This is a genomic window from Nocardia terpenica, assembly GCF_013186535.1.
GTDB classification, from domain to species: Bacteria; Actinomycetota; Actinomycetes; order Mycobacteriales; family Mycobacteriaceae; genus Nocardia; species Nocardia terpenica.
Window position 1 is genome coordinate 981,510 of sequence record NZ_JABMCZ010000003.1, and the last position, 19,147, is coordinate 1,000,656.

Annotated in this window: 14 protein-coding genes and 1 pseudogene; 8 read left to right on the plus strand and 7 right to left on the minus strand. The window is 69.3% G+C overall.

Features of this window, described 5'->3' with window-relative positions:
- Nucleotides 1-26: 26 nt before the first annotated feature.
- The gene (locus HPY32_RS26145; protein WP_156673750.1) at nucleotides 27-3,020 is read left to right on the plus strand and encodes an AfsR/SARP family transcriptional regulator; all 2,994 of its coding nucleotides are present in this window, start codon (nucleotides 27-29) and stop codon (nucleotides 3,018-3,020) included.
- Between the two features lie 33 nt (nucleotides 3,021-3,053).
- On the opposite strand, the gene HPY32_RS26150 is transcribed toward HPY32_RS26145, so the two are convergent.
- Together HPY32_RS26150 and HPY32_RS26155 are read right to left on the minus strand one after the other, a co-directional pair.
- Nucleotides 3,054-3,218, minus strand: coding sequence for a hypothetical protein (locus HPY32_RS26150; RefSeq protein ID WP_156673751.1), 165 nt, complete (start codon nucleotides 3,216-3,218; stop codon nucleotides 3,054-3,056).
- A gap of 631 nt (nucleotides 3,219-3,849) precedes the next feature.
- The gene (locus HPY32_RS26155; protein ID WP_067576676.1) at nucleotides 3,850-4,155 is read right to left on the minus strand and encodes a hypothetical protein; all 306 of its coding nucleotides are present in this window, start codon (nucleotides 4,153-4,155) and stop codon (nucleotides 3,850-3,852) included.
- Nucleotides 4,156-4,413: 258 nt separating this feature from the next.
- On the opposite strand from HPY32_RS26155, the pseudogene HPY32_RS26160 reads away from it, so the two are divergent.
- Nucleotides 4,414-6,493 (plus strand): annotated as a pseudogene (locus HPY32_RS26160) (thioredoxin domain-containing protein).
- A 228-nt stretch (nucleotides 6,494-6,721) separates the two neighbouring features.
- Nucleotides 6,722-7,318: an LGFP repeat-containing protein gene (locus HPY32_RS26165; RefSeq protein ID WP_231951244.1), complete on the plus strand. Its 597-nt coding sequence runs from the start codon at nucleotides 6,722-6,724 to the stop codon at nucleotides 7,316-7,318.
- Nucleotides 7,319-7,327: 9 nt separating this feature from the next.
- On the opposite strand, the gene HPY32_RS26170 is transcribed toward HPY32_RS26165, so the two are convergent.
- The 3 genes from HPY32_RS26170 to trhA form a co-directional block, all read right to left on the minus strand.
- Complete coding sequence (locus HPY32_RS26170; protein ID WP_067576677.1) at nucleotides 7,328-8,527, minus strand: alpha/beta fold hydrolase; 1,200 nt, start codon at nucleotides 8,525-8,527, stop codon at nucleotides 7,328-7,330.
- 133 nt (nucleotides 8,528-8,660) lie between these two features.
- Nucleotides 8,661-10,271: an adenylate/guanylate cyclase domain-containing protein gene (locus tag HPY32_RS26175; protein WP_067576678.1), complete on the minus strand. Its 1,611-nt coding sequence runs from the start codon at nucleotides 10,269-10,271 to the stop codon at nucleotides 8,661-8,663.
- A gap of 56 nt (nucleotides 10,272-10,327) precedes the next feature.
- On the minus strand, nucleotides 10,328-10,951 hold the full coding sequence (gene trhA, locus HPY32_RS26180) for a PAQR family membrane homeostasis protein TrhA (RefSeq protein WP_171983170.1): 624 nt from the start codon (nucleotides 10,949-10,951) through the stop codon (nucleotides 10,328-10,330).
- 378 nt (nucleotides 10,952-11,329) lie between these two features.
- Between trhA and HPY32_RS26185 the strand changes: the two genes are divergently transcribed.
- A complete protein-coding gene (locus tag HPY32_RS26185) occupies nucleotides 11,330-12,154 on the plus strand; it encodes an isoprenyl transferase (RefSeq protein ID WP_171983063.1) in 825 nt (274 codons plus the stop codon).
- 554 nt (nucleotides 12,155-12,708) lie between these two features.
- Nucleotides 12,709-13,308, plus strand: a complete 600-nt coding sequence (locus HPY32_RS26190) for a hypothetical protein (protein ID WP_067576682.1) — start codon at nucleotides 12,709-12,711, stop codon at nucleotides 13,306-13,308.
- A 5-nt stretch (nucleotides 13,309-13,313) separates the two neighbouring features.
- On the opposite strand, the gene coaA is transcribed toward HPY32_RS26190, so the two are convergent.
- Nucleotides 13,314-14,246 carry a type I pantothenate kinase gene (gene coaA / locus HPY32_RS26195; protein ID WP_067576684.1) on the minus strand — a complete coding sequence of 311 codons (933 nt, stop codon included), beginning with the start codon at nucleotides 14,244-14,246 and terminating at the stop codon, nucleotides 13,314-13,316.
- A 204-nt stretch (nucleotides 14,247-14,450) separates the two neighbouring features.
- Between coaA and HPY32_RS26200 the strand changes: the two genes are divergently transcribed.
- The 3 genes from HPY32_RS26200 to HPY32_RS26210 all read left to right on the plus strand — a co-directional run bounded on the left by HPY32_RS26200 (nucleotide 14,451) and on the right by HPY32_RS26210 (nucleotide 18,293).
- Nucleotides 14,451-15,650: a DUF885 domain-containing protein gene (locus tag HPY32_RS26200; protein WP_067576686.1), complete on the plus strand. Its 1,200-nt coding sequence runs from the start codon at nucleotides 14,451-14,453 to the stop codon at nucleotides 15,648-15,650.
- Between the two features lie 404 nt (nucleotides 15,651-16,054).
- Nucleotides 16,055-17,350 (plus strand): serine hydroxymethyltransferase, encoded by a 1,296-nt coding sequence (gene glyA / locus HPY32_RS26205; RefSeq protein ID WP_067576688.1) that lies wholly within the window; start codon nucleotides 16,055-16,057, stop codon nucleotides 17,348-17,350.
- A gap of 217 nt (nucleotides 17,351-17,567) precedes the next feature.
- The gene (locus HPY32_RS26210; RefSeq protein ID WP_231951245.1) at nucleotides 17,568-18,293 is read left to right on the plus strand and encodes a MerR family transcriptional regulator; all 726 of its coding nucleotides are present in this window, start codon (nucleotides 17,568-17,570) and stop codon (nucleotides 18,291-18,293) included.
- On the opposite strand, the gene HPY32_RS26215 is transcribed toward HPY32_RS26210, so the two are convergent.
- Entirely contained in the window at nucleotides 18,282-19,043 is a 762-nt protein-coding gene (locus tag HPY32_RS26215; protein WP_067576690.1) for a dienelactone hydrolase family protein, read from the minus strand. The genes HPY32_RS26210 and HPY32_RS26215 overlap by 12 nt on opposite strands.
- Nucleotides 19,044-19,147 lie beyond the last annotated feature (104 nt).

Genomic DNA, 19,147 nt, shown 5'->3' on the forward strand with positions numbered 1-19,147 from the left:
CTCATCCGGGATGCGAAAGGATCCGCGTGAATTCCCCAGTAGACCCAAGTCGTGACGTGCCCGCGCTGCAGGTGCGGTTGTTGGGCACGGTCGAGGCGTGGCTGGGGGAGGAGCGACTGGATATCGTTGCGCCGCAATCGCTGATCGTGCTGGCGATGCTGGCCGCCGACCCGGGCCGCACGGTGTCGACCACGCGGCTGGCCGAGGGCGTGTGGGGCGACCGGCAGCCCGCCTCGGCGATCGGCGCGTTGCGCAACCAGATCCTCATGCTGCGACGGCGATTCGATGCGCACGGCGGGCCCGGCGCGGGCGCCCGCTGGCTGTGCTCGGCGCGCGGCGGCTATCGCCTCGACCTGTCGGTCGACTCCGACGCCGCCCGGGTGGAGGAGCTGGTCGAGGACGCCGAATCCGCGTGCCGGGACGGCGAATTCGCTGCGGCCGAGGTGAAACTCTCGGCGGCGCAAGCGCTGTGGCGCGGCGACCCGCTGGTGGGGTTGACCGGCCCGTGGGCCGAGCAGGAACGGTCGCGGCTGCGGCGGCTGCGCACCACGCTGCGCGGTGCGGCGCTGTCGGTCGCCCTGGAGGTGGGCGATCACGCGGCGGCGATCGCCGAACTGGAGGCATTGATCGTCGCCGAACCACACACCGAGCGCTGGCGGGAGCTGCTGATGATCGCGCTCTCGCGCAGCGGCCGCCGCATCGAGGCGCTCGAGGTGTACCGCGACACCCGGCGGCTGCTCGCCGACGACCTCGGCCTGGAGCCGGGCCCGGATCTGGTGCGGCTGCATCAGCAGCTGTTGTCGGCGGAGCTGCCCGGCGAGCAGGCGGAGCGGCCCGATGGCGACGGAACCGGCTGGGTCGCAGCCGATCTCGGACCCCGGCTCGCCACACCCGCGCAGCTGCCGCCGGATCCGCCGGACTTCGTCGGCCGCGCCGGACTGCTCGACGAGCTGAGCGCAGCCCTGAGCGCGGTGCCGCTCCGGCAGCCGGTCGTCGTCACCGGCATGGGCGGCATCGGAAAGACCACGCTCGCGGTGCATCTGGCCCACCGGGTGCGGCACCTGTTCCCCGACGGGCAGTTCTATCTCGACCTGGGCGGCACGGCCGAGCGGCCGCGCACCGCCGAGGAGCTGCTGGCGATGATGCTGTGCGCGATCGGGGTGGAGCGCGCCGACGTCCCGCCCGATCCGCAGGAGCGAACGGCGCTGTGGCGCACCGTGATCGCCGGTCGGCGCGTGCTGCTGGTGCTCGACGACGCCCGCGACGCCGACCAGGTGGTCCCGCTGCTGCCGGGCACCGCCGAGGCCGCGGTGCTGATCACCGGCCGCTCCACCATGGCCGAGCTGTTCGGCGCCCGCATGGTGCGGCTGGATGTGCTGAGTCCGGACGAGTCGCGAGAACTGTTGCGCACCATCGTGTCCGAGCGTCGGGTGGCGGCCGAACCGGAGGCGGCGCGCGACATCCTGGCGGCCTGTGGGCATCTGCCGGTCGCGGTGCGGGTCGTGGGCGCGCGGCTGGCCGGGCGGCCGGGGTGGGCGCTGGCCCCGGTGGCGGCGCGGCTGGCCGACGAACGCCGCCGGCTGACCGAACTCGCGGTGGGTGGCACCACCGTCGAATCCGTCTTCCGATACAGCTACCGGCAGCTGGACGCCGAACTGGCCCGCGCCTTCGTGATCGTCGCCGTGCCCGATGCCCCGGATCTGTCGCTCGGCGCGATCGCGGCGCTGCTGGATCGCGACCGCGCCGAGGCCGAGCGGCTGTGCGAGACGCTGGTGGACCTGGGCATGCTGCAGTCGCCGCAGCTGGGCCGCTACCGGTATCACGATCTGCTGCGGCTGTTCGCCCGCACCCTGTTCGCTGAGGTCGACCTCGAACCGGCGCCGGTGCTCGAGCGGCTGGCCGAGTTCTGCCTCGCCACCATGAAAAACATTGTGGACCTTCGTGATTCGGGGGTGGGCAGGCAGCACTTCACCGAAACCACGGTGCCCGGTGAGCGATTCACCGACGAGCGGGAGTGCGCCGCGTGGGTGGCGGGCGAGCGGTTCGGGCTGGTGGCGCTGTACCGGCAGGCCGCCACCGGCGCGAACGCGCGGACCGTGACGCTGGCGATCGATCTCGCGCTGCTGCTGGCGGTGTCCGGCGACGCGGGCGAGCATCTGCCGCAGGTCGCGCGGGCGATGGACGACCTGTCGGCGGTGGCCGCGCGCGGTGGCGACCGTCGCGCCATGGCCCGCGCCCAGGTCGCCGCGTCGACCGCGCGCCTGGTGGGGGCCGGTGACATGCGGGTGGCCGTGCCGCTGCGGAGCGCCGCCGCGGTGCTGCGCGAGCTCGGCGATCGGGCCGCCGCGATCACCGCCGAACAGATGATGGGCACCGCCGCGGCCTATCAGGGCCTGGTCGATGTGGCCGTCGAGCATTATCGGCGGGCGATGGATCTGGTGCAGCCCGAGTCGGGCCGGTGGGCACAGGGCATGGGCTGGGCCACCATCGCCCGCGCCTACTGCGACGCCGGGCGCGCCGACGATGCCGAGGCCGCCGCCGAACGCGCCCTGGCCATCGCCCGCGAGGTCGGCAGCCTGCGGCTGGAGTCGATGGCCCTGCAGGAGTTGGGTTTCGCGCATTCGCTGCGGCGGGAGAATCCGGCGGCGCTGGAGCTGTGCGTGGAGGCGCTGCGGGTGGCGCGCCGGGCGGGCCGTCGGCATCAGGAGGGCTGGGCGCTGTCCCGCCTGGCGGAGGTCCTGCTGCGCTGCGGCGACGCCCAGGCGGCGGTGCCGGTGGCCGCCGAGGCGGTGCAGGCGCTCACCGAGGTTTCGGCCATCGTGCGCCGCGTGCGTGCCATGCAGGTCTACGGCTGGGCCCTCACCGCCGCGGGCCGCCGCGGCGAGGGCGAGCCCGTCCTGCAGCGGGCCCGCACCGCGGGCCGCCGCATCGGCCTCCCGATGCTCGACCTCACCCCGCCCGAATTCCGCCCCACCGCCCGCCCGACCCTGCGCCTGTTCAGCGGCGGCCAGCACGGGTGACCGTGCTGGCGCGGGTCGGGGCGATCCGATGGCTCAGAACCTCGGATCGTGGGTGCGGTGTCGGCAGATGTCGCAGTCGCAGTCGAAATAGCCGATACCGGCGCTGCCGTGCGCGCCCCGGCGCTCGGCGTCTTCCAGATCGACGAACCACGGTCGGCGGACGGGCGCCGTGCCGGAGGTGGGGGTGGTGGTGCTCATGCACAAGAGATACCCCCTCCATATGCACCGGGTGGTCACGGTTTCGGCGCAGTCTGTGACGTCTCACCCGGCGATATCGGCAAGGAAACTTGCGGCGCGGTCGCCGACGTCCTTCGGTGGCACATAGAACGGGCTTCGGCCACGAAGACCAGCCGACCGTGCGCGCCGCATCCATCACCGTCCGGGTGAGTGCCGCGAATCCCGCGCTGATGACCAATTGGCGCGCAAGAGGATCCATAGCGTTCGCGTCGAAGCCGCAGGCGACGTGGCGGGGGCATCGAGTGGCAAGCCCCGGAGGGGCGCGGCAGCTTCTGTTGCGGTCGGCGGGCCGAGTCATCTCGACATATCGGATTTGCTTGCGCAGCGCAATGACCTTCGGGATGATGACCGGCAAGGGGGTCCGCCCAAAGCCCTTGGAGGAGAAGCCAACCTGACAAGTTGAACAACGCTCACTGCTCGTGTGCTGTACAGCCCGCTACGGGGGGTTATCGCACAGGACCGGTGTCGTTGGTTGACGTGATGTGTGTGCGGCTTCAGACGTTGCAATCGCTGTCCACGGTCTGGCGGCCGGACGCTGAATAAGTGGCATGGAGTGCGGCGGCGAGTGCTCGCTTGAAGGGTTGGCCTGTGTCTATTCGGAGCCTTGTTCTAGATCTGCCCCATTTTCGTCGGAGATGCTGATACCTTGCCAAAAATTCACACGCACCCCTCGCGCGGTCGGTGCCGTGTCTACTGCATAGTGGGCGACCACGTTGCCACTGGCGTTCTCCACCTCGATGACGCTCGGGACAACGGACCCGCCGGTGGCGACGAAGACCGGTTTGCCGTCGCGGTAGTGCACCGACAGCACGGCCGCGTTCTCCGGTTCGGGTTCGGTCGGGGATACGTCGACTATCTGCATGCCGGGGTTCTCCGGTGCCGGTTCCTGCTCGGTCATCACATGCCTCCCGCGTGGATCGAACGACGATCAACAGGGTATCGCAGGGGTGAAAGATCATGTGCAGCAACGGATTACATCGAGCTGACATCCTGTATTCGGCCCGATGACCTGGCGATGGAGTAGGAAAAGCCTGCTGAAGATGCACCCGCGAAGAGGAGTGCCTTCGGTGGCATCTCCGGGACCGCCCGAGCCGATCGGAGCAGCATTACGACACAGTTGCCCGGATCTTGGACGGGCGGACCGTAAGGTGAAGGTATGAACCGATTGGGTAGTGCTACGTCGCCGTACCTGCGGCAGCACGCCTCCAATCCCGTGGATTGGATGGAGTGGGGGAAGGAGGCGAGTGCTGAAGCTACCAGGCGAGACGTGCCCATACTGTTGTCAGTTGGGTATGCGTCTTGCCATTGGTAGCTGCGGCACTCGACAACTCATTTGGTGTCACGTCATGGCCCATGAGTCCTTCGAGGACGAGGCCACCGCGGCGTTGATGAATGCCAACTTCGTGTGTGTCAAGGTGGATCGGGAGGAGCGGCCGGATCTGGATGCGGTGTATATGACCGCTACCGTGGCGATGACCGGGCAGGGTGGGTGGCCGATGACGTGCTTTCTCACCCCGGACGGGGAGCCGTTCTACTGCGGCACCTACTACCCGAAGACGGCGCGCGGGGGGATGCCCTCGTTCACGCAGTTGCTTACCGCGGTGGCCGAGACCTGGCGGAATCGGCGGGCGGAGGTGGATCAGGTGGCCGGGCAGGTGGCCGAGGCGATGCGGGCGCAGGCCGACGGGTTGCCCGAGGGTGGGCTGACCATTTCGGCGGAGCTGCTGGGGCATGCGGTCGCCGGGGTGTTGCGCGATGTCGATCATCGCTACGCCGGATTCGGTGGGGCGCCGAAGTTTCCGCCGTCGGCGCTGCTGGAGGGGCTGCTGCGGCAGCACGAACGCACCGGTGACGACGCGGTGGCGCAGGTGGTGGCCGCGACCGCCGAGGCGATGGCCCGCGGCGGCATCTACGACCAGCTGCGCGGCGGTTTCGCACGCTACTCGGTCGACGCGGCCTGGGTGGTACCGCATTTCGAGAAAATGCTGTACGACAATGCCCAATTGCTGCGCGTCTACGCCCATTTGGCCCGACGTACCGCCATTGGCGCTGGGGGACAGGCGAATTCGCTGCCGCTGCGGGTGACCGCGGAGACCGCCGCCTTTCTGCTCGACGATCTGGGCACCGAACACGGCGGCTTCGCCTCGGCGCTGGACGCCGACACCGAGGTCGAGCCGGGCGCGCCCGGCGTCGAGGGCGCCACCTACGTGTGGACGCCCGAGCAGTTCACCGAGACCCTCGGGCCGGACGATGGGGCTTGGGCCGCAACCGTTTTCGGCGTCACCGCCGAGGGCAACTTCGAGCACGGCGCCACGGTGCTCACCCGCTACGCCGAGCCCGACGATCCCGACCGGTTCGCGCGGGTCCGCGACGCCCTGCGGCGGGCCCGCGCCGAACGCCCGCAACCGGCCCGCGACGACAAGGTGGTGACCGCCTGGAATGGGATCGCGATCACCGCCCTCGCCGAGGCGGGCGCCGCGCACGACCGGCCCGACTGGGTGGACGCGGCCGTGCGGTGCGCGCGATTCCTGGTGGGGCGGCACCTGATCGGCGATCGCCTGGTGCGCGCCTCGCTGGGCGGGGTGGCCGGGACCGCGCCGGGCGTGCTGGAGGACTACGCCTGGCTGGCCACCGGGCTGCTGGCGCTGCATCAGGTCACCGGTGAACGCGACTGGCTCGAGCGCGCACAACGCCTGCTGGACACCGCGATCGAGCGTTTCGCCGATCCGACCGAGCCGGGCAGCTGGTTCGACACCGCCGACGACGCCGAGACCCTGGTGTCCCGCCCGCGCGACCCGCTCGACGGCGCGACACCCGCGGGCGCGTCCGCATTGGCCGAGGCGTTGCTGACGGCCGCGGTACTCGCCGACGCCGACCACGCCCCGCGCTACCGTGAACTGGCCGACCGCACCCTGGACCGCGGCGCGATCGTGCTGGCGCGGGCGCCGCGATCGGGCGGGCACTGGCTCGCCGTCGCCGAGGCCGCGGTGCGCGGCCCCCTCCAGGTCGCCATCGCCCTGCCCACCGGCTCCCCGCACTCCGAATTGACGGACGCGGCCCGGAAATTCGCGCCGGGCGGCACGGCAATCATTGCGGGACACAAGGATTCGGTCCCCCTGCTGGCCGACCGGCCGCCGCTGGGCGACCGCGCCGCCGCGTATGTGTGTCGCGGGTCGGTCTGCGACCTGCCGGTGACGACAGTCGATGAGCTGCGAGCCTCCCTGGAGCGTGCCTAGGCGCCTTCGATACTCATTCCGCATAACTCCTTCGTGGCGCAGGTCACGTGGGCTGGCGGTGGATGTGGGCGCTGTGCAGGATTATTCGACGGTCGGTTACCTTTTGGCTATCGATAGGCATCGGGAGAGCGACGAATGTCGCGAAACGATCGGCGTCGAAAACCGATAGGTACCGCGAGTACCGGACGTCAGGACTATCGAGGACCACCAGGGCACAGGGAGCTATACGTGACATCGCCACGCCGCAGGAATCGTTCGTATCGACCGGCCGCGCGGACCGCGCTGGCCGCGGCCGCCCTCGCGGCGACGGCCGTGCTGAGCAGCGGCGTCGCCTCTGCGCGCCCGATCGGCGCCTTCGATGTCGGCGGGGCGATCGAGGCCGAGTACGACCGGGCCGGTGGTTTCGCCGTCTTCGGCAACCCGACCACGCCCGAGTCGGATGCCGCGCGCGGCGGCAAGTTCCAGGTGTTCGAGCGCAACAATTCGATCTACTGGTCCGTCGGCACCGACGCGCACCAGGTCGGCGGCGCGATCCGGGACAAGTGGGCGGCCCTGGGCTGGGAGAACAGCCCGCTCGGCTTCCCGATCAGCGACGAGCAGAAGGCGGGCCGCGACGGCGCGGGCCGCTACAACCTGTTCGACGGCGGCTCGATCTACTGGTCCCCCAAGACCGGCGCCCACGCCGTCTGGGGCGCCATCCGCGACACCTGGACCAGCAACGTCGCCGAGAAGGGCCGCTACGGCTACCCGACCAGCGACGAATACGACTACCAGGGCGGCAAGGCCCAGGACTTCCAGGGCGGAAAGATCGTCTGGAAGCCCTGATTCACCACATCAGGGGGCGCAGGTCGAGGGGGTGGGTTTGCCCGCGAGCAGGGCGCGGATCCACTGCACGGTGGGCGTGACGTCGCCCGGCACGTAGGAATCCACCCACTCGGGCGTGGCCCCCAGGTCGATCGGGTCGATGTGGTCGCCGGGGCGCAGGTGCTGGGTCAGGTGGTCGCCCGCTCGGCACATGCGGGCGACGGCGTCGTCCTGCCAGGCCGTGGTGGCGAGGGTGTCGGCGGTGCCGCGGGAGATGAATACGGGGAACGGCAGTTTCGTGCGGGGGAGGCGGCTGCGGTCGAGGTAGTCGGCCATCAGGGCGCGGGCGTGGTCGCCGGTGAAGGAGAACCAGGCCGGGTCGTGGCGCGCCGTCTCCAGGTACGCGGTCTCGGTGGTGCAGGGCATCGGTCCCTGCGCCCAGGGCAGCAGGTCGCCGTGAATGTAGTCGTCGAGGCGGATGTCCGGGTGCAGCGCCTGCACGCCGCGCGCCACCATGGCGATCACCGCGGTCTGGGTCAGTGACCACGATTTGTGATCGATGGCATCGACGAGGCCGGTGATGTCCAGCGGCGGCGAATTCAGCGCCACCCCGCGCACGGTCAGTTCCGGCGTGTAGGTCGCCGCCAGCTCGGCCGCCTTCGCCGCCGCCTGCCCGCCCTGTGAGACGCCGTACAGCACAATCGATCGGCCGAGTTCGGGCACGGCCGTCTCGGCGGCGCGCACCGCGTCGAGAACATCGTCGGCGGCGCTGGGCGCGTACATGTACGGATGCCCGCCCGGCGACCCCAGCCCGCGATAGTCCGACATCACCACCGCCCAGCCCTGCTGCAGCAGCCGGGTGACGGTGGGCAGGTTCCCGAACATGTTCGCCGCCTGCGAAGGGGCACACCGGTTCTCGACGCCGGTGGTGGCGTGGGCGTAGGCGATCACCGGCCAGCCGCCGGGCGGCGGCGTCCCGGCGGGCAGATACACCGCTCCCGTCACCTCGGCCGAATCATCGGCCGTCGCCGGAGCGGACAGGTAACGCAGGCCCGTCGCCCGCACCCCGGCATCGGCGAGGCTCTTGTCGAGCACCACCGGCGGCGGATCGGCCAGCAGCGTGCCGTGCTCGGGCGTGGATTCGGCTCGCGCGCCGTCGTATCCGGGCCGCACCATGCACGCCGCCAGCAGCACCGCGCTCAGCGCGAGTACTCGCGACAGGGTAACCATTGGCTTGCGGTGATCGGTGGATACGCAGCGTCTCATTGATCCGAACCCCGAATGATGTAAGGGAGGAAGGTGACTTCGAGAACTGAACGCTCACAGTAACAGCGTCGGACCGGGGGAAACGATGTGCGGTGCCTCACCCGTCGGTGTTCGGCGTCGGCTCGGTGGTGATCGCTTCCGGTTTGCCCGAATCGTTCGCGCTGCCCGCTTCATTCGCGGTGGGCGCATCGGTCCAGCAGGCCGTCGGCTCCCGCCGTCCGCGCAGCTGGATCGTCTCGTAGAAGCCCCAGTGCGCCCGCTCGTCGGGGGCGGCGGCATCGATCACCGCCCGGCTCACCAGAATCCGGCGCGAGACCTGCTTGGCCTCGACGGTCAGCCGCGCGGCCTCGTTGACCGCGTCGCCGATCACGGTGAACTCCAGGCGGGTATCGGTGCCGACGTCCCCGGCGAACACGAGTCCCCGCGCCACCCCGATGCCGATGTCGAGCTCCCCGCCCGCGGCCACCTCGTCGCGGATGCGCCGGGCCGCGCGCAGGGCGGGAGTGGCGTTGTCGGGCAGGGCGATCGGCGCGCCGAAGACGCACAGCGCGGCGTCGCCCTCGAACTTGTTCACCAGCCCGCCGTTGTCCTCGGTGGCCGAGACCACAATGGACAGCAGCCGATTCAGCTTGGCCACGAACTCGCGCGGCGCCAGCCCGGTGGACAACTCCACCGAGCCGATCACATCGACGAACAGCGCGGTCACCGTCGCCAGATCTCCGTTCGGGTCGAAATCCCCGGCCAGCGCCCGGTCGGCCACCGGCGGGCCGACGTGCCGCCCGAACACGTCGCGCATCCGCTCCCGCTCGCGCAGATTGCTCGCCAGCTCATTGACCGAATTCTCCAGCCGCCCGATCTCGCTGGCGCTGCCCACCGGCACGGTGACATCCAGATCGCCGCGCGCGATCCGGTCCAGGGCCAGGCGCAGCACGCGCAGCGGCGCCGCCACCGCCCGTGCCAGGGTCGCGGTCGCCAGCGCGCCCACGAACAGGCCGACCAGCGCGAGGTAGATACCCGTCCGCACCCGATCGGACGCGCTGGCATCCCGATCGGCCAGCACGGTGATCAGCATCAGCATCGGCATGCCCCCGGACAGGATCCAGGTGCCGACCACCCGGTTGAGCACCGTGGAGCTCCAGTGCATGGTGCCGCCCAGGACCGTCGCGATCGTCGGAATCGTCGGCCGGATCAGCCGATCCACGAGCAGGAAGGTGAGCCCGGCCGATTCCAGTCCGCCCAGCACGAAGAAGCCCAGCAGCACCGGCAGCGAATGCGGGTCGATGGCGTGGGCGTAGATCAGCGAGGAGATCACCGTGCCGGGCAGCCAGATGGCCAGTGCGCGAACGGTGATCGCGGCCGGTAGGTCCAGCAGTCGACTCGCCTCCTCGGGAGTCGGCCGCCGGTCCTGGTCGAACCAGCCGAAGAAGTGGGCGCGGTCGCGGATCGCCAGCACGATGCCGATCAGCGAGCCCAGGATCGGGTAGACGAATACCTGCGGGACGCTGAAGATCCCGTGCGGTCCGAGCCGGCCGAGCGTTCCGCTCAGCCACATCTCGGTGAAGATCACCCCGACACCGCCGAGATTGCAGGCCATGACCAGACCGGCCAGTCCCCAGCGTGCCCGCAGCACCCACAGAATCGGACGGCTCATGGCGCGCGGCCGGTCTGCGGCGGACTGATCGGTTCGGAAGGCACGAACGAGCAGCATAGAACGCCATCCGGGACCGGACGACACCTAACGATGATCTTCCCCGTCCCGCCGGATCACGGCAGGACGACCAGCCAGATCGCCGCGTAGTGGCACAGCGCCGCGAGAACCGTTGCCGCGTGGAAGAACTCGTGATGCCCGAACACCGCGGGCCACGGATTGGGCCACTTGGTGGCGTACAGGATCGCGCCCCCGCTGTAGGCGAGCCCGCCCACCAGCAGCAGCACCATCGGCAGCACCCCCACCGCATGCGTGAGCGTCGCCGCGACCGGCACGATCGCCCACCCCAGCACCAGATACAGCGGCACCCCCACCCACCGCGGCGCCCCCGGCCACACCAGCTTGAGCGCCACCCCCGCCAGCGCCCCCGCCCACACCACGATCAACAGCGTCGTCCCCGTCCGCCCCGGCAGCCCCAGCACCGCGAACGGCGTATAACTCCCCGCGATGAACAGAAAGATCATCGAATGATCCGCCCGCTTCATCACCCGCCGCCCCCGCGCCGTAGCCCACGTCACCCGGTGATAAACGGCACTGACCCCGAACAGCCCACACACGGTCACCCCGTACACCGCCGTAGCCCACCCCGCCTCCCCCGAAACCCGCGTTGCCCCCACCACCAGCGCAACCACCCCCACCACCGCAACCCCCACCGCCCAGGTATGTATCCACCCCCGCATCCGAGGCTTGACCGGCAGCCCCTCAACCACCTCGAACACCGCATCCGCCGGACTGCCCACATCGCCCGCCACATTAACTCCCAAGTAACTTACGCCACCGTAGGTTCAACCCCCGCCACTGTACCTGCCACGGCTCACTTGGTCCCGGCCAAAAGCACGCCGGGACCAAGTGGTAGTCGCGTGCCGGGACCAAGTGGTAGTTGCACGTCGGAAGGACGTGGTTGACGCACATGGGACTCGGAAGCGCCAATCTCTTTTGTTCCTACCCAACGCAACACCTGATCTCGTGCGCACATGGGTAACTCGCCGGGAACCCCCAGAACTCAGCCACCCACCCAACGCAGGACCTGTGACCAACCCCTGTGGCACCCAACTGGTATGCAAAAATCGCGGAGAGGCGGACCGAGCGTAGGGTGGGCTGCCGTGAAGCTTGCGAGTCGGGTGCGGGGACTGCCATATCGCATCTACGAGGCGCGGTTGTCGAAACAGCTGGCCGGGAAACAACATCCGCGGCATGTCGCGGTGGTCTGTGACGGTAATCGGCGTTGGGCGCGGGAGAACGGCTTCACCGATGTCACGCACGGGCATCGGGTCGGGGCGCTCAAGATCGCCGAGCTGGTGGACTGGTGCCACGGTGTGGGCATCGAGATGGTCACGGTCTATCTGCTGTCGACCGAGAACCTGAACCGCGCCTCGGACGAGCTCGAGACGCTGTTCGAGGTGCTTCCCGACATCGTCGAGGAGCTGTCCGCGCCGGAGAAGAACTGGGGCGTGCGCATCGTCGGCTCGCTCGACGGGCTGCCGGGCGAGGTCGCCCGCCGCATGCAGAAGGCCGCCGACGAGACCCACGGCCGGGACGGCGTGCACGTGAACGTGGCCATCGGCTACGGCGGACGGCAGGAGATCGCCGATGCCGTGCGCTCGCTGGTCCGCCAGGAGATGGCGGCGGGGGAGACCGGCGAGGACCTGGTCCAGTCGATCACCGTGAACGCCATCGGCCAGCACCTCTACACCTCCGGCCAGCCGGACCCGGACCTGGTCATCCGCACCTCCGGCGAACAGCGACTGTCCGGCTTCCTGCTGTGGCAGAGCGCATACTCGGAGATCTGGTTCACCGAGGCATACTGGCCGGAATTCCGCCGCGTCGACTTCCTGCGCGCCCTGCGCGACTACGCCGCCCGCCACCGCCGCTACGGTATTTGATTGCCTCGGTATTTGATTGCCTCCGCTCCGCTTCGGCGGGTTTGCGGCCTCGTAACCCCGTCGTTCAGCGCCCGTTGCTTGCTCCTTCGTCGCATCGCAACGGGCGCTGAACGACGGGGCGGCCGCAAACCATGCCGGTCGGCCGTAAACGATGCGGGTTGACGGGGCGCGCGCAAACCATGCGGAGTGATGGGCGGCCGTAGGCGATGCGGATTGACGGGGCGCGCAAACGATGCGGGGTGACGGGCGGCCGCAAACCATGCAGGTTAGCGGGGCGCGTGCAAAACGATGCGGGGTGACGGGCGCCGCAAACCATGCAGGTCGGCGGGAGCGCGCGCAAACCATGCGGTGATGGGCGGCCGTAAACCATGTCGGTTGGTGGGGCGGGCGCAAACCCTGCAGGTTAGCGGGGCGGGCGTCAACCATGTAGGTCGGTGGGGTGGGCGTCAACCCTGCGGGTCGGTGGGGCGGCCGCGAACCATGCCAGTTCTGTATCCAGGCGGGCTGAGCCGATCTTGGGTCTGCGTGTTGTGTGATTCGCGTACCGTCCAGTTATGAGCGAGTTGCTGGCCGGGCAGGGTGGCGCGGCGCGCGAGGCTTCGGTGCCGTATGTGAGCTATGAGGAGTTCGGGCGGCGGTTTCTGGAGTATGCGGCCTCGGAGCAGCGGATTGCCGGGGCGTTTTCGCAATTGGCCGGTGCCGCATTCGATTTCGGGCCGATCGGGGTTGGGCCGGGCAAGATTGCCAGGGTGTCGGCGCAGGTGCAGTTGGGGGAGGCTCGGGTGCGGCGGGATCTGGGGGAGCTGATCACCTTCGAGCTGGATATTCCGCTCGCGGTCGACCTGCTCCTGGATCTCGCGGTGGACCGGCACCGGTTCGAGGTCGAGGGCTATGTCCGCGTGCATCTGACGGTGCGGACCGCCGAGCCGCTGCGGGTGATCATCGACATCACCGAGCCGCGGCCGGGCGACGTGCGTATCGACGTCGCCACCGACACCCTGCGCGGCCAGGTCCTGCGCGTTCTCGCCAGCGTCGATCACGAGATCCGCCGCTTCATCGCCCGCTATGTCGCCCGCGAGATCCGCAAGCCGCATATCGCCGCGGTGCGGGACATAGATGTCGCCACGCGGTTGGATGCGGCGTGGAAGATTTGACCGAATTACAACTTCCGCAACCGGATTCGGTTGATGCTGTGGTCCGAGTCCTTGCGCAGGACCAGGGTCGCGCGGGGGCGGGTGGGGAGGATGTTCTCCACCAGGTTCGGACGGTTGGTGGCGTTCCAGATCTCCTGGGCGGCGACGGTGGCCTCGCGGTCGGTGAACTTCGCGTAGTGGTGGAAGTGTGAGCGGGGGTCGGCGAAGGCGGTCTGGCGCAGCGTGAGAAACCGGTTCACGTACCAGTTTTCGATGTCCTCGATGCGGGCGTCGACGTAGATGGAGAAATCGAACAGATCCGACACCATCAGCCGCGGCCCGGTCTGCAGGACGTTGAGCCCCTCCATGATCAGGATGTCGGGCTGGGTCACGCAGTGGAACTCGCCCGGCACGATGTCGTAGGCGATATGCGAATACACCGGCGCGCAGACCTCGGCCGCGCCCGATTTCACCTCGGTGACGAAGCGCAGCAGCTTGCGCCGGTCGTAGCTCTCCGGAAAGCCCTTGCGGTGCATGATGCCGCGGCGGGTGAGTTCGGCGGTGGGATAGAGAAATCCGTCGGTGGTCACCAGATCCACCCGCGGATGGTGATCCCAGCGGGCCAGCAGCGCCTGCAGCACGCGGGCGGTGGTGGATTTGCCGACCGCCACGCTGCCCGCGATGCCGATCACGAACGGCACCTGATGGTCCGGATGGGTCTCGCCGAGAAAGGTGGCGGTGGCGGCGAACAACCGCTGCCGCGCCGCGACCTGCAGGTGGATCAGCCTGGCCAGCGGCAGGTAGACCTCGGCCACCTCCTCGAGGTCGATCTGCTCACCGAGGCCGCGCAGCTCGGTCAGCTCCTCCTCGGTGAGCACCAGCGGGGTGGACTTACGCAGGGTGCGCCATTGCTTCCGATCGAATTCCACATACGGACTCGGCTCGCTCATCCGCGCCACGGACCCACGCCCTCCCCCGGACGAACGGCGTGCACGAATAACCATTCACCGCGACGATGCGGTGGGGTACAGGCTGCTCCCATAGGCGAATTGTCCTCTGGGTCAACGCCGTGCGGCACGCGGGGTGTTACTACTCACGGGTAACCACTAGGTGATATTCCTCTCCCCACCTCCGCGTCCTACCCCACCCGATAAGGTCGCACCATGCAAGCGCACCCGCTCGTCGCCGAATACCTCAGCCTGGGCCTGGCCTTCGACCGCCTGGAGCCGGGTTTCGTCGACGCTTTCACCGGCGATCCGGCGCTGCGCCGGGCGGTGCGCAACGCCCCGGCGCCGCAGCCGCGCGAGTTGGCCACGCGGGCAGCGGCATTGCGCAAGGAGCTGCCGGACGCGGGTTTGTCGGCCGAGCGCACCGAATTCCTCGATGTGCATCTGCGCGCGCTGGAATGCTCGGGCCGCAAGTTCGCCGGCGAACCGATCACGTTCGTCGACGAGGTGCGCGCGTATTTCGACGTGGATATCGCCCCGGCCGATGTGGGGGACTACCGGGACGCGCATCGGCAGCTGGACGAGGTGCTGCCCGGCGAGGGTTCGCTGTTCGAGCGGATGACCGCGCACCGCCGGGCCGACGAGATTCCGCCGGAACGGCTGCGCGAATGCGTGCACGCCCTCTCCGGCGCGCTGCGCGAACTGGTGCGCGAGAAGTATCCGCTGCCCGAACACGAGTACGTCGAGTACGAGGTGGTGGGCGACAAGCCGTGGTCCGGTTTCAATTACTACCTCGGCAATTACCGCTCGCGGGTGGCGATCAATTCCGATCTCAAACAGCACATGGCGCATCTGCCCGCGCTGATCGCGCACGAGTCGTATCCGGGCCACCACACCGAGCACTGCCGCAAGGAGGCCGGGCTGGTCGGGGCCGGGCAGGACGAGCAGACGCTGTTCGTGGTGAACACCCCGCAGTGCCTGATGGCCGAGGGCCTGGCCGACCTGGCGCTGCGGTCGATCGTGGGCCCGGGCTGGGGGCGGTGGGCGCAGGAGATCTACGCGGATCTGGGCCTGCGCTTCGATGGTGAACGCGCCGAACGGATTTCGACCGCGTCGGCCAAGCTGCTGACCGTGCGCCAGGACGCGGCGCTGCTGCTGCACGACCGGGGCCGCGGCATCGATGAGGTGACCGAGTTCCTGCAGCGCTGGACCCTGGCGACGCCGCAGCGGGCCGGGCAGACGCTGCGGTTCCTGTCCTCGCCGCTGTGGCGGGCCTACATCAGCACCTATGTCGAGGGCTACCGGCTGCTCGGCGACTGGCTGGACGGCGCGCCGGACGCCGACGACCGGGCCGACCGTTTCCGCAGGCTGCTGGACGAGCCGCTCACCCCGGGCGCGGTCCGGCGCCTGCTCTGAGTATGAAAGGGCAACGGGTGCACGGTTATTCGCGCCCGTCCCGGATACGGGAAATGCCGGGACCCCGCGCGGAGCGGACCCGGCATTCGCCTGATAACCGGTTCGCGTGGTTACGCGCCCCAGGCTCCGCATGCCGCGCCGTTGTTGCCGGCGGAGATGGTGCAGGCCGAACGCAGCAACGCGAACAGCAGATCCTGGATCGAGTTGCCGGTGCCAGCGATGAAGAACATGGTGTCGAACCCCTGAAAGCTCAAATGTCAGAACGGATACCGTCGCTCACCGCGACAGCTGGGCGTACGTTACGGCATTTGCCGCCGATAGTCAGCCCCGGTTTTCCAGGGCTGTCGGAAGTTGCCCGGGGAACACTCTTCGGGCCGGACACACCCGGCACATAGACTGTGCACGTGACCCAGACGACCGCCTCTGTCAACTCCCAGTCGCTCGCCGAACTCGACCCCGAACTCGCCGCCGCGATGGCGGGCGAGCTGGCTCGTGAACGCGACACGCTCGAAATGATCGCCTCGGAAAACTTCGTGCCGCGCGCGGTGCTGCAGGCGCAGGGCAGCGTGCTCACCAACAAATACGCCGAGGGTTATCCGGGTCGCCGGTACTACGGCGGGTGTGAGCACGTCGACGTGGTGGAAAATCTGGCACGCGAGCGGGTCAAGGAGCTGTTCGGCGCGGAATTCGCCAATGTGCAGCCGCATTCCGGCGCGCAGGCCAATGCCGCGGTGCTGATGGCGCTGATGAATCCGGGCGAGAAGCTGCTCGGCCTGGATCTCGCGCACGGCGGTCACCTGACCCACGGCATGCGGCTGAACTTCTCCGGCAAGCTCTACGAGGTGCACGCCTACGGGGTCAGCAAGGAAGACCACCGCATCGATATGGAAGAGGTGCGCAGGCAGGCGCTCGAGGTGCGGCCGAAGGTCATCGTCGCGGGCTGGTCGGCCTACCCGCGGCACCTGGACTTCGCGGCGTTCCGGGAGATCGCCGACGAGGTGGACGCCTACCTCTGGGTCGATATGGCGCACTTCGCCGGTCTGGTCGCCGCCGGGCTGCACCCGTCGCCGGTCCCGCACGCCCATGTGGTGTCCTCCACGGTGCACAAGACCCTGGGCGGTCCCCGCTCGGGCGTCATCCTGGCCAAGCAGGACTTCGCCAAGAAGCTCAACAGCGCGGTGTTCCCGGGCCAGCAGGGCGGCCCGCTCATGCACGCCATCGCCGCCAAGGCCGTCGCGTTCAAGATCGCCGCGGGCGCGGAGTTCGCGCAGCGGCAGGAGCGCACGATCGCGGGCGCGAAGCTGTTGGCCGAGCGCCTCACCGCCGCCGACGTCAAGGACAAGGGCATCACCGTGCTCACCGGCGGCACCGATGTGCACCTGGTGCTGGTGGATCTGCGCAACTCGGCGCTGGACGGCCAACAGGGCGAGGATCTGCTGCACGAGATCGGAATCACGGTGAACCGCAACGCCGTTCCGTTCGACCCGCGCCCCCCGATGGTCACCTCGGGCCTGCGCATCGGCACCGCCGCCCTCGCCACCCGCGGCTTCGGCGACGCCGAGTTCACCGAGGTCTCCGACATCATCGCCACCGCCCTCGCGGGCAATGCGGACCTCGACGCCCTGCGCGCCCGAGTCTCCAAGCTGGCCAAGGACTTCCCCCTGTACCAGGGCCTGGAGGACTGGCGCCTGCTGGGCTGACCCACTCGAAACCTCAACGGCCCCATCTTCTCGAAACCTCAACGGCCCCATCTTCTCGAAACCTCAACGGCCCCATCTTCTTTGCGGGATGGGGCCGTTGGCGTCGGTGCGGCCGACCGTCCGCTCGGCCTTCGTGGCGAGGGTCGCTGTGTAATGCTTCAGCATGGTGGGCGGCACACGGGCATTCGGGCGCGCGCGGAATACCATGGGAATCGACGTGAAACCTGCAAAGACTTGGCGGCCTGTCGATCTGGCTCGCGAGCACGCGCTGTCCACCCAGGCGGTCCGCAATTACGAGGACCTCGGGGCGCTCCCGCCTGCCGAGCGCACCGACACCGGCTACCGTCGCTACACCGACCTGCACGCCCATGCCCTGCGGACCTTCCTGGCGCTGCGCGCCGGATACGGGCACCAGGCCGCCGTCGATCTCATGCGCAGCGCCCATCGCGACGACCAGGCCGCCCTCTACACCCGATTGGACGAGCTGCACGCGGGTTTCCTGCACGAACGCCGCACGCACGCCGAGGTCACCGCGGCGCTCGCGGCCCTGGACGGCACCCCGCCGCCCCGGCACTCCGCCGAACCGCTCACGGTCGGGCAGCTGGCACACCGCGTCGGCGTCCACCCGGCGACGCTGCGGCAGTGGGAGAAGGCAGGCATCATCGAACCGCCGCGCGACCGCGCCACCGGCTACCGCACCTACGGCGGCACCGACATTCGCGATGCCCACCTGGCCCGCTACCTGCGCAAGGGCGGAATTCCCCTGCGGCAGATAGCGTCCTTCCTCCGCGAACTACGCCAGGCGGGCGACGCCGCCCGCATGCGCCCCCTGCTCACCGACTGGGCCACCCGCCTGTCGGCGCGCAGCCGCAACGCCCTGCACGGTGTCGCCCAACTCGACCGCTATCTCACCGAACTCGACCGCGCCCGCTCAGCCCGCTGAGCCGCCGGTCCAGCCCAGATACCGGGGAAAGAACCGGGTATCGATCCGATCCGCGGGCACCCGGAAATGGCTGCCCGGGAAGGCGAGCAGCACCTTCTCCTCCGAGGCGAAGGCGTCGAACAGCTCGAGACCGTCCTGGCGGGGGAGTTCCCGATCGTCCCAGGGCAGCAGCACTTGGATCGGAATGGTGATCCGCCCGGCCGCCTCGACGAGACTGTCGTAGACGAACACCCCGCCGAAGACGGCGGCGGTTATCCGGGGTTCGGCCGCGGCCAGCGGCACCCCGATCGCACTGGCCAGGGTCATTCCGGCGTAGCCGATCGGCGCGTCGGCCCCGATCTCGGGCAGCCGCTGGAGGGCGTCGATGGTCGCCCGCCACTCCGGCACGGCCCGCTCCGCCAGCAGGGAGTTGTAGGCGATGACGCTCGGGGCCAACGATTCCCCCGCCGCCCGCGCCTGCCGGATAGCGGCCACCCGCCGCTCGTCCTCCGCACTGCGCGGCCGGTCTCCGTGCCCGGGCGCATCGATGGCGGCCGCATGGAAACCGTAGGCGGCCACGGCATGTCGCGCCCGCGCCACCAGCCCCGGTGCGCGCTTGTGCAGCCCGCCACCGTGCCCGTGCAGCACGAGAGCCGTTCGCTCGCAAGCCGATACCGGCGACCAGAGCACACCGGGAACCCCGTCCACGATGAAGTCGCGTTCGACGACGCCGTCCGACGAGCTCTCCGCGGTGAAATGAAAAGAATGCATGGTGTTGCCTTTCGGGATTGCCTTGTTCAGGCGCTCCCGGCGACACCTACCTCGATCGCCGCACCGTGAGCATGAGGGGGAGCGCCCACGTGGTTACAACGTTC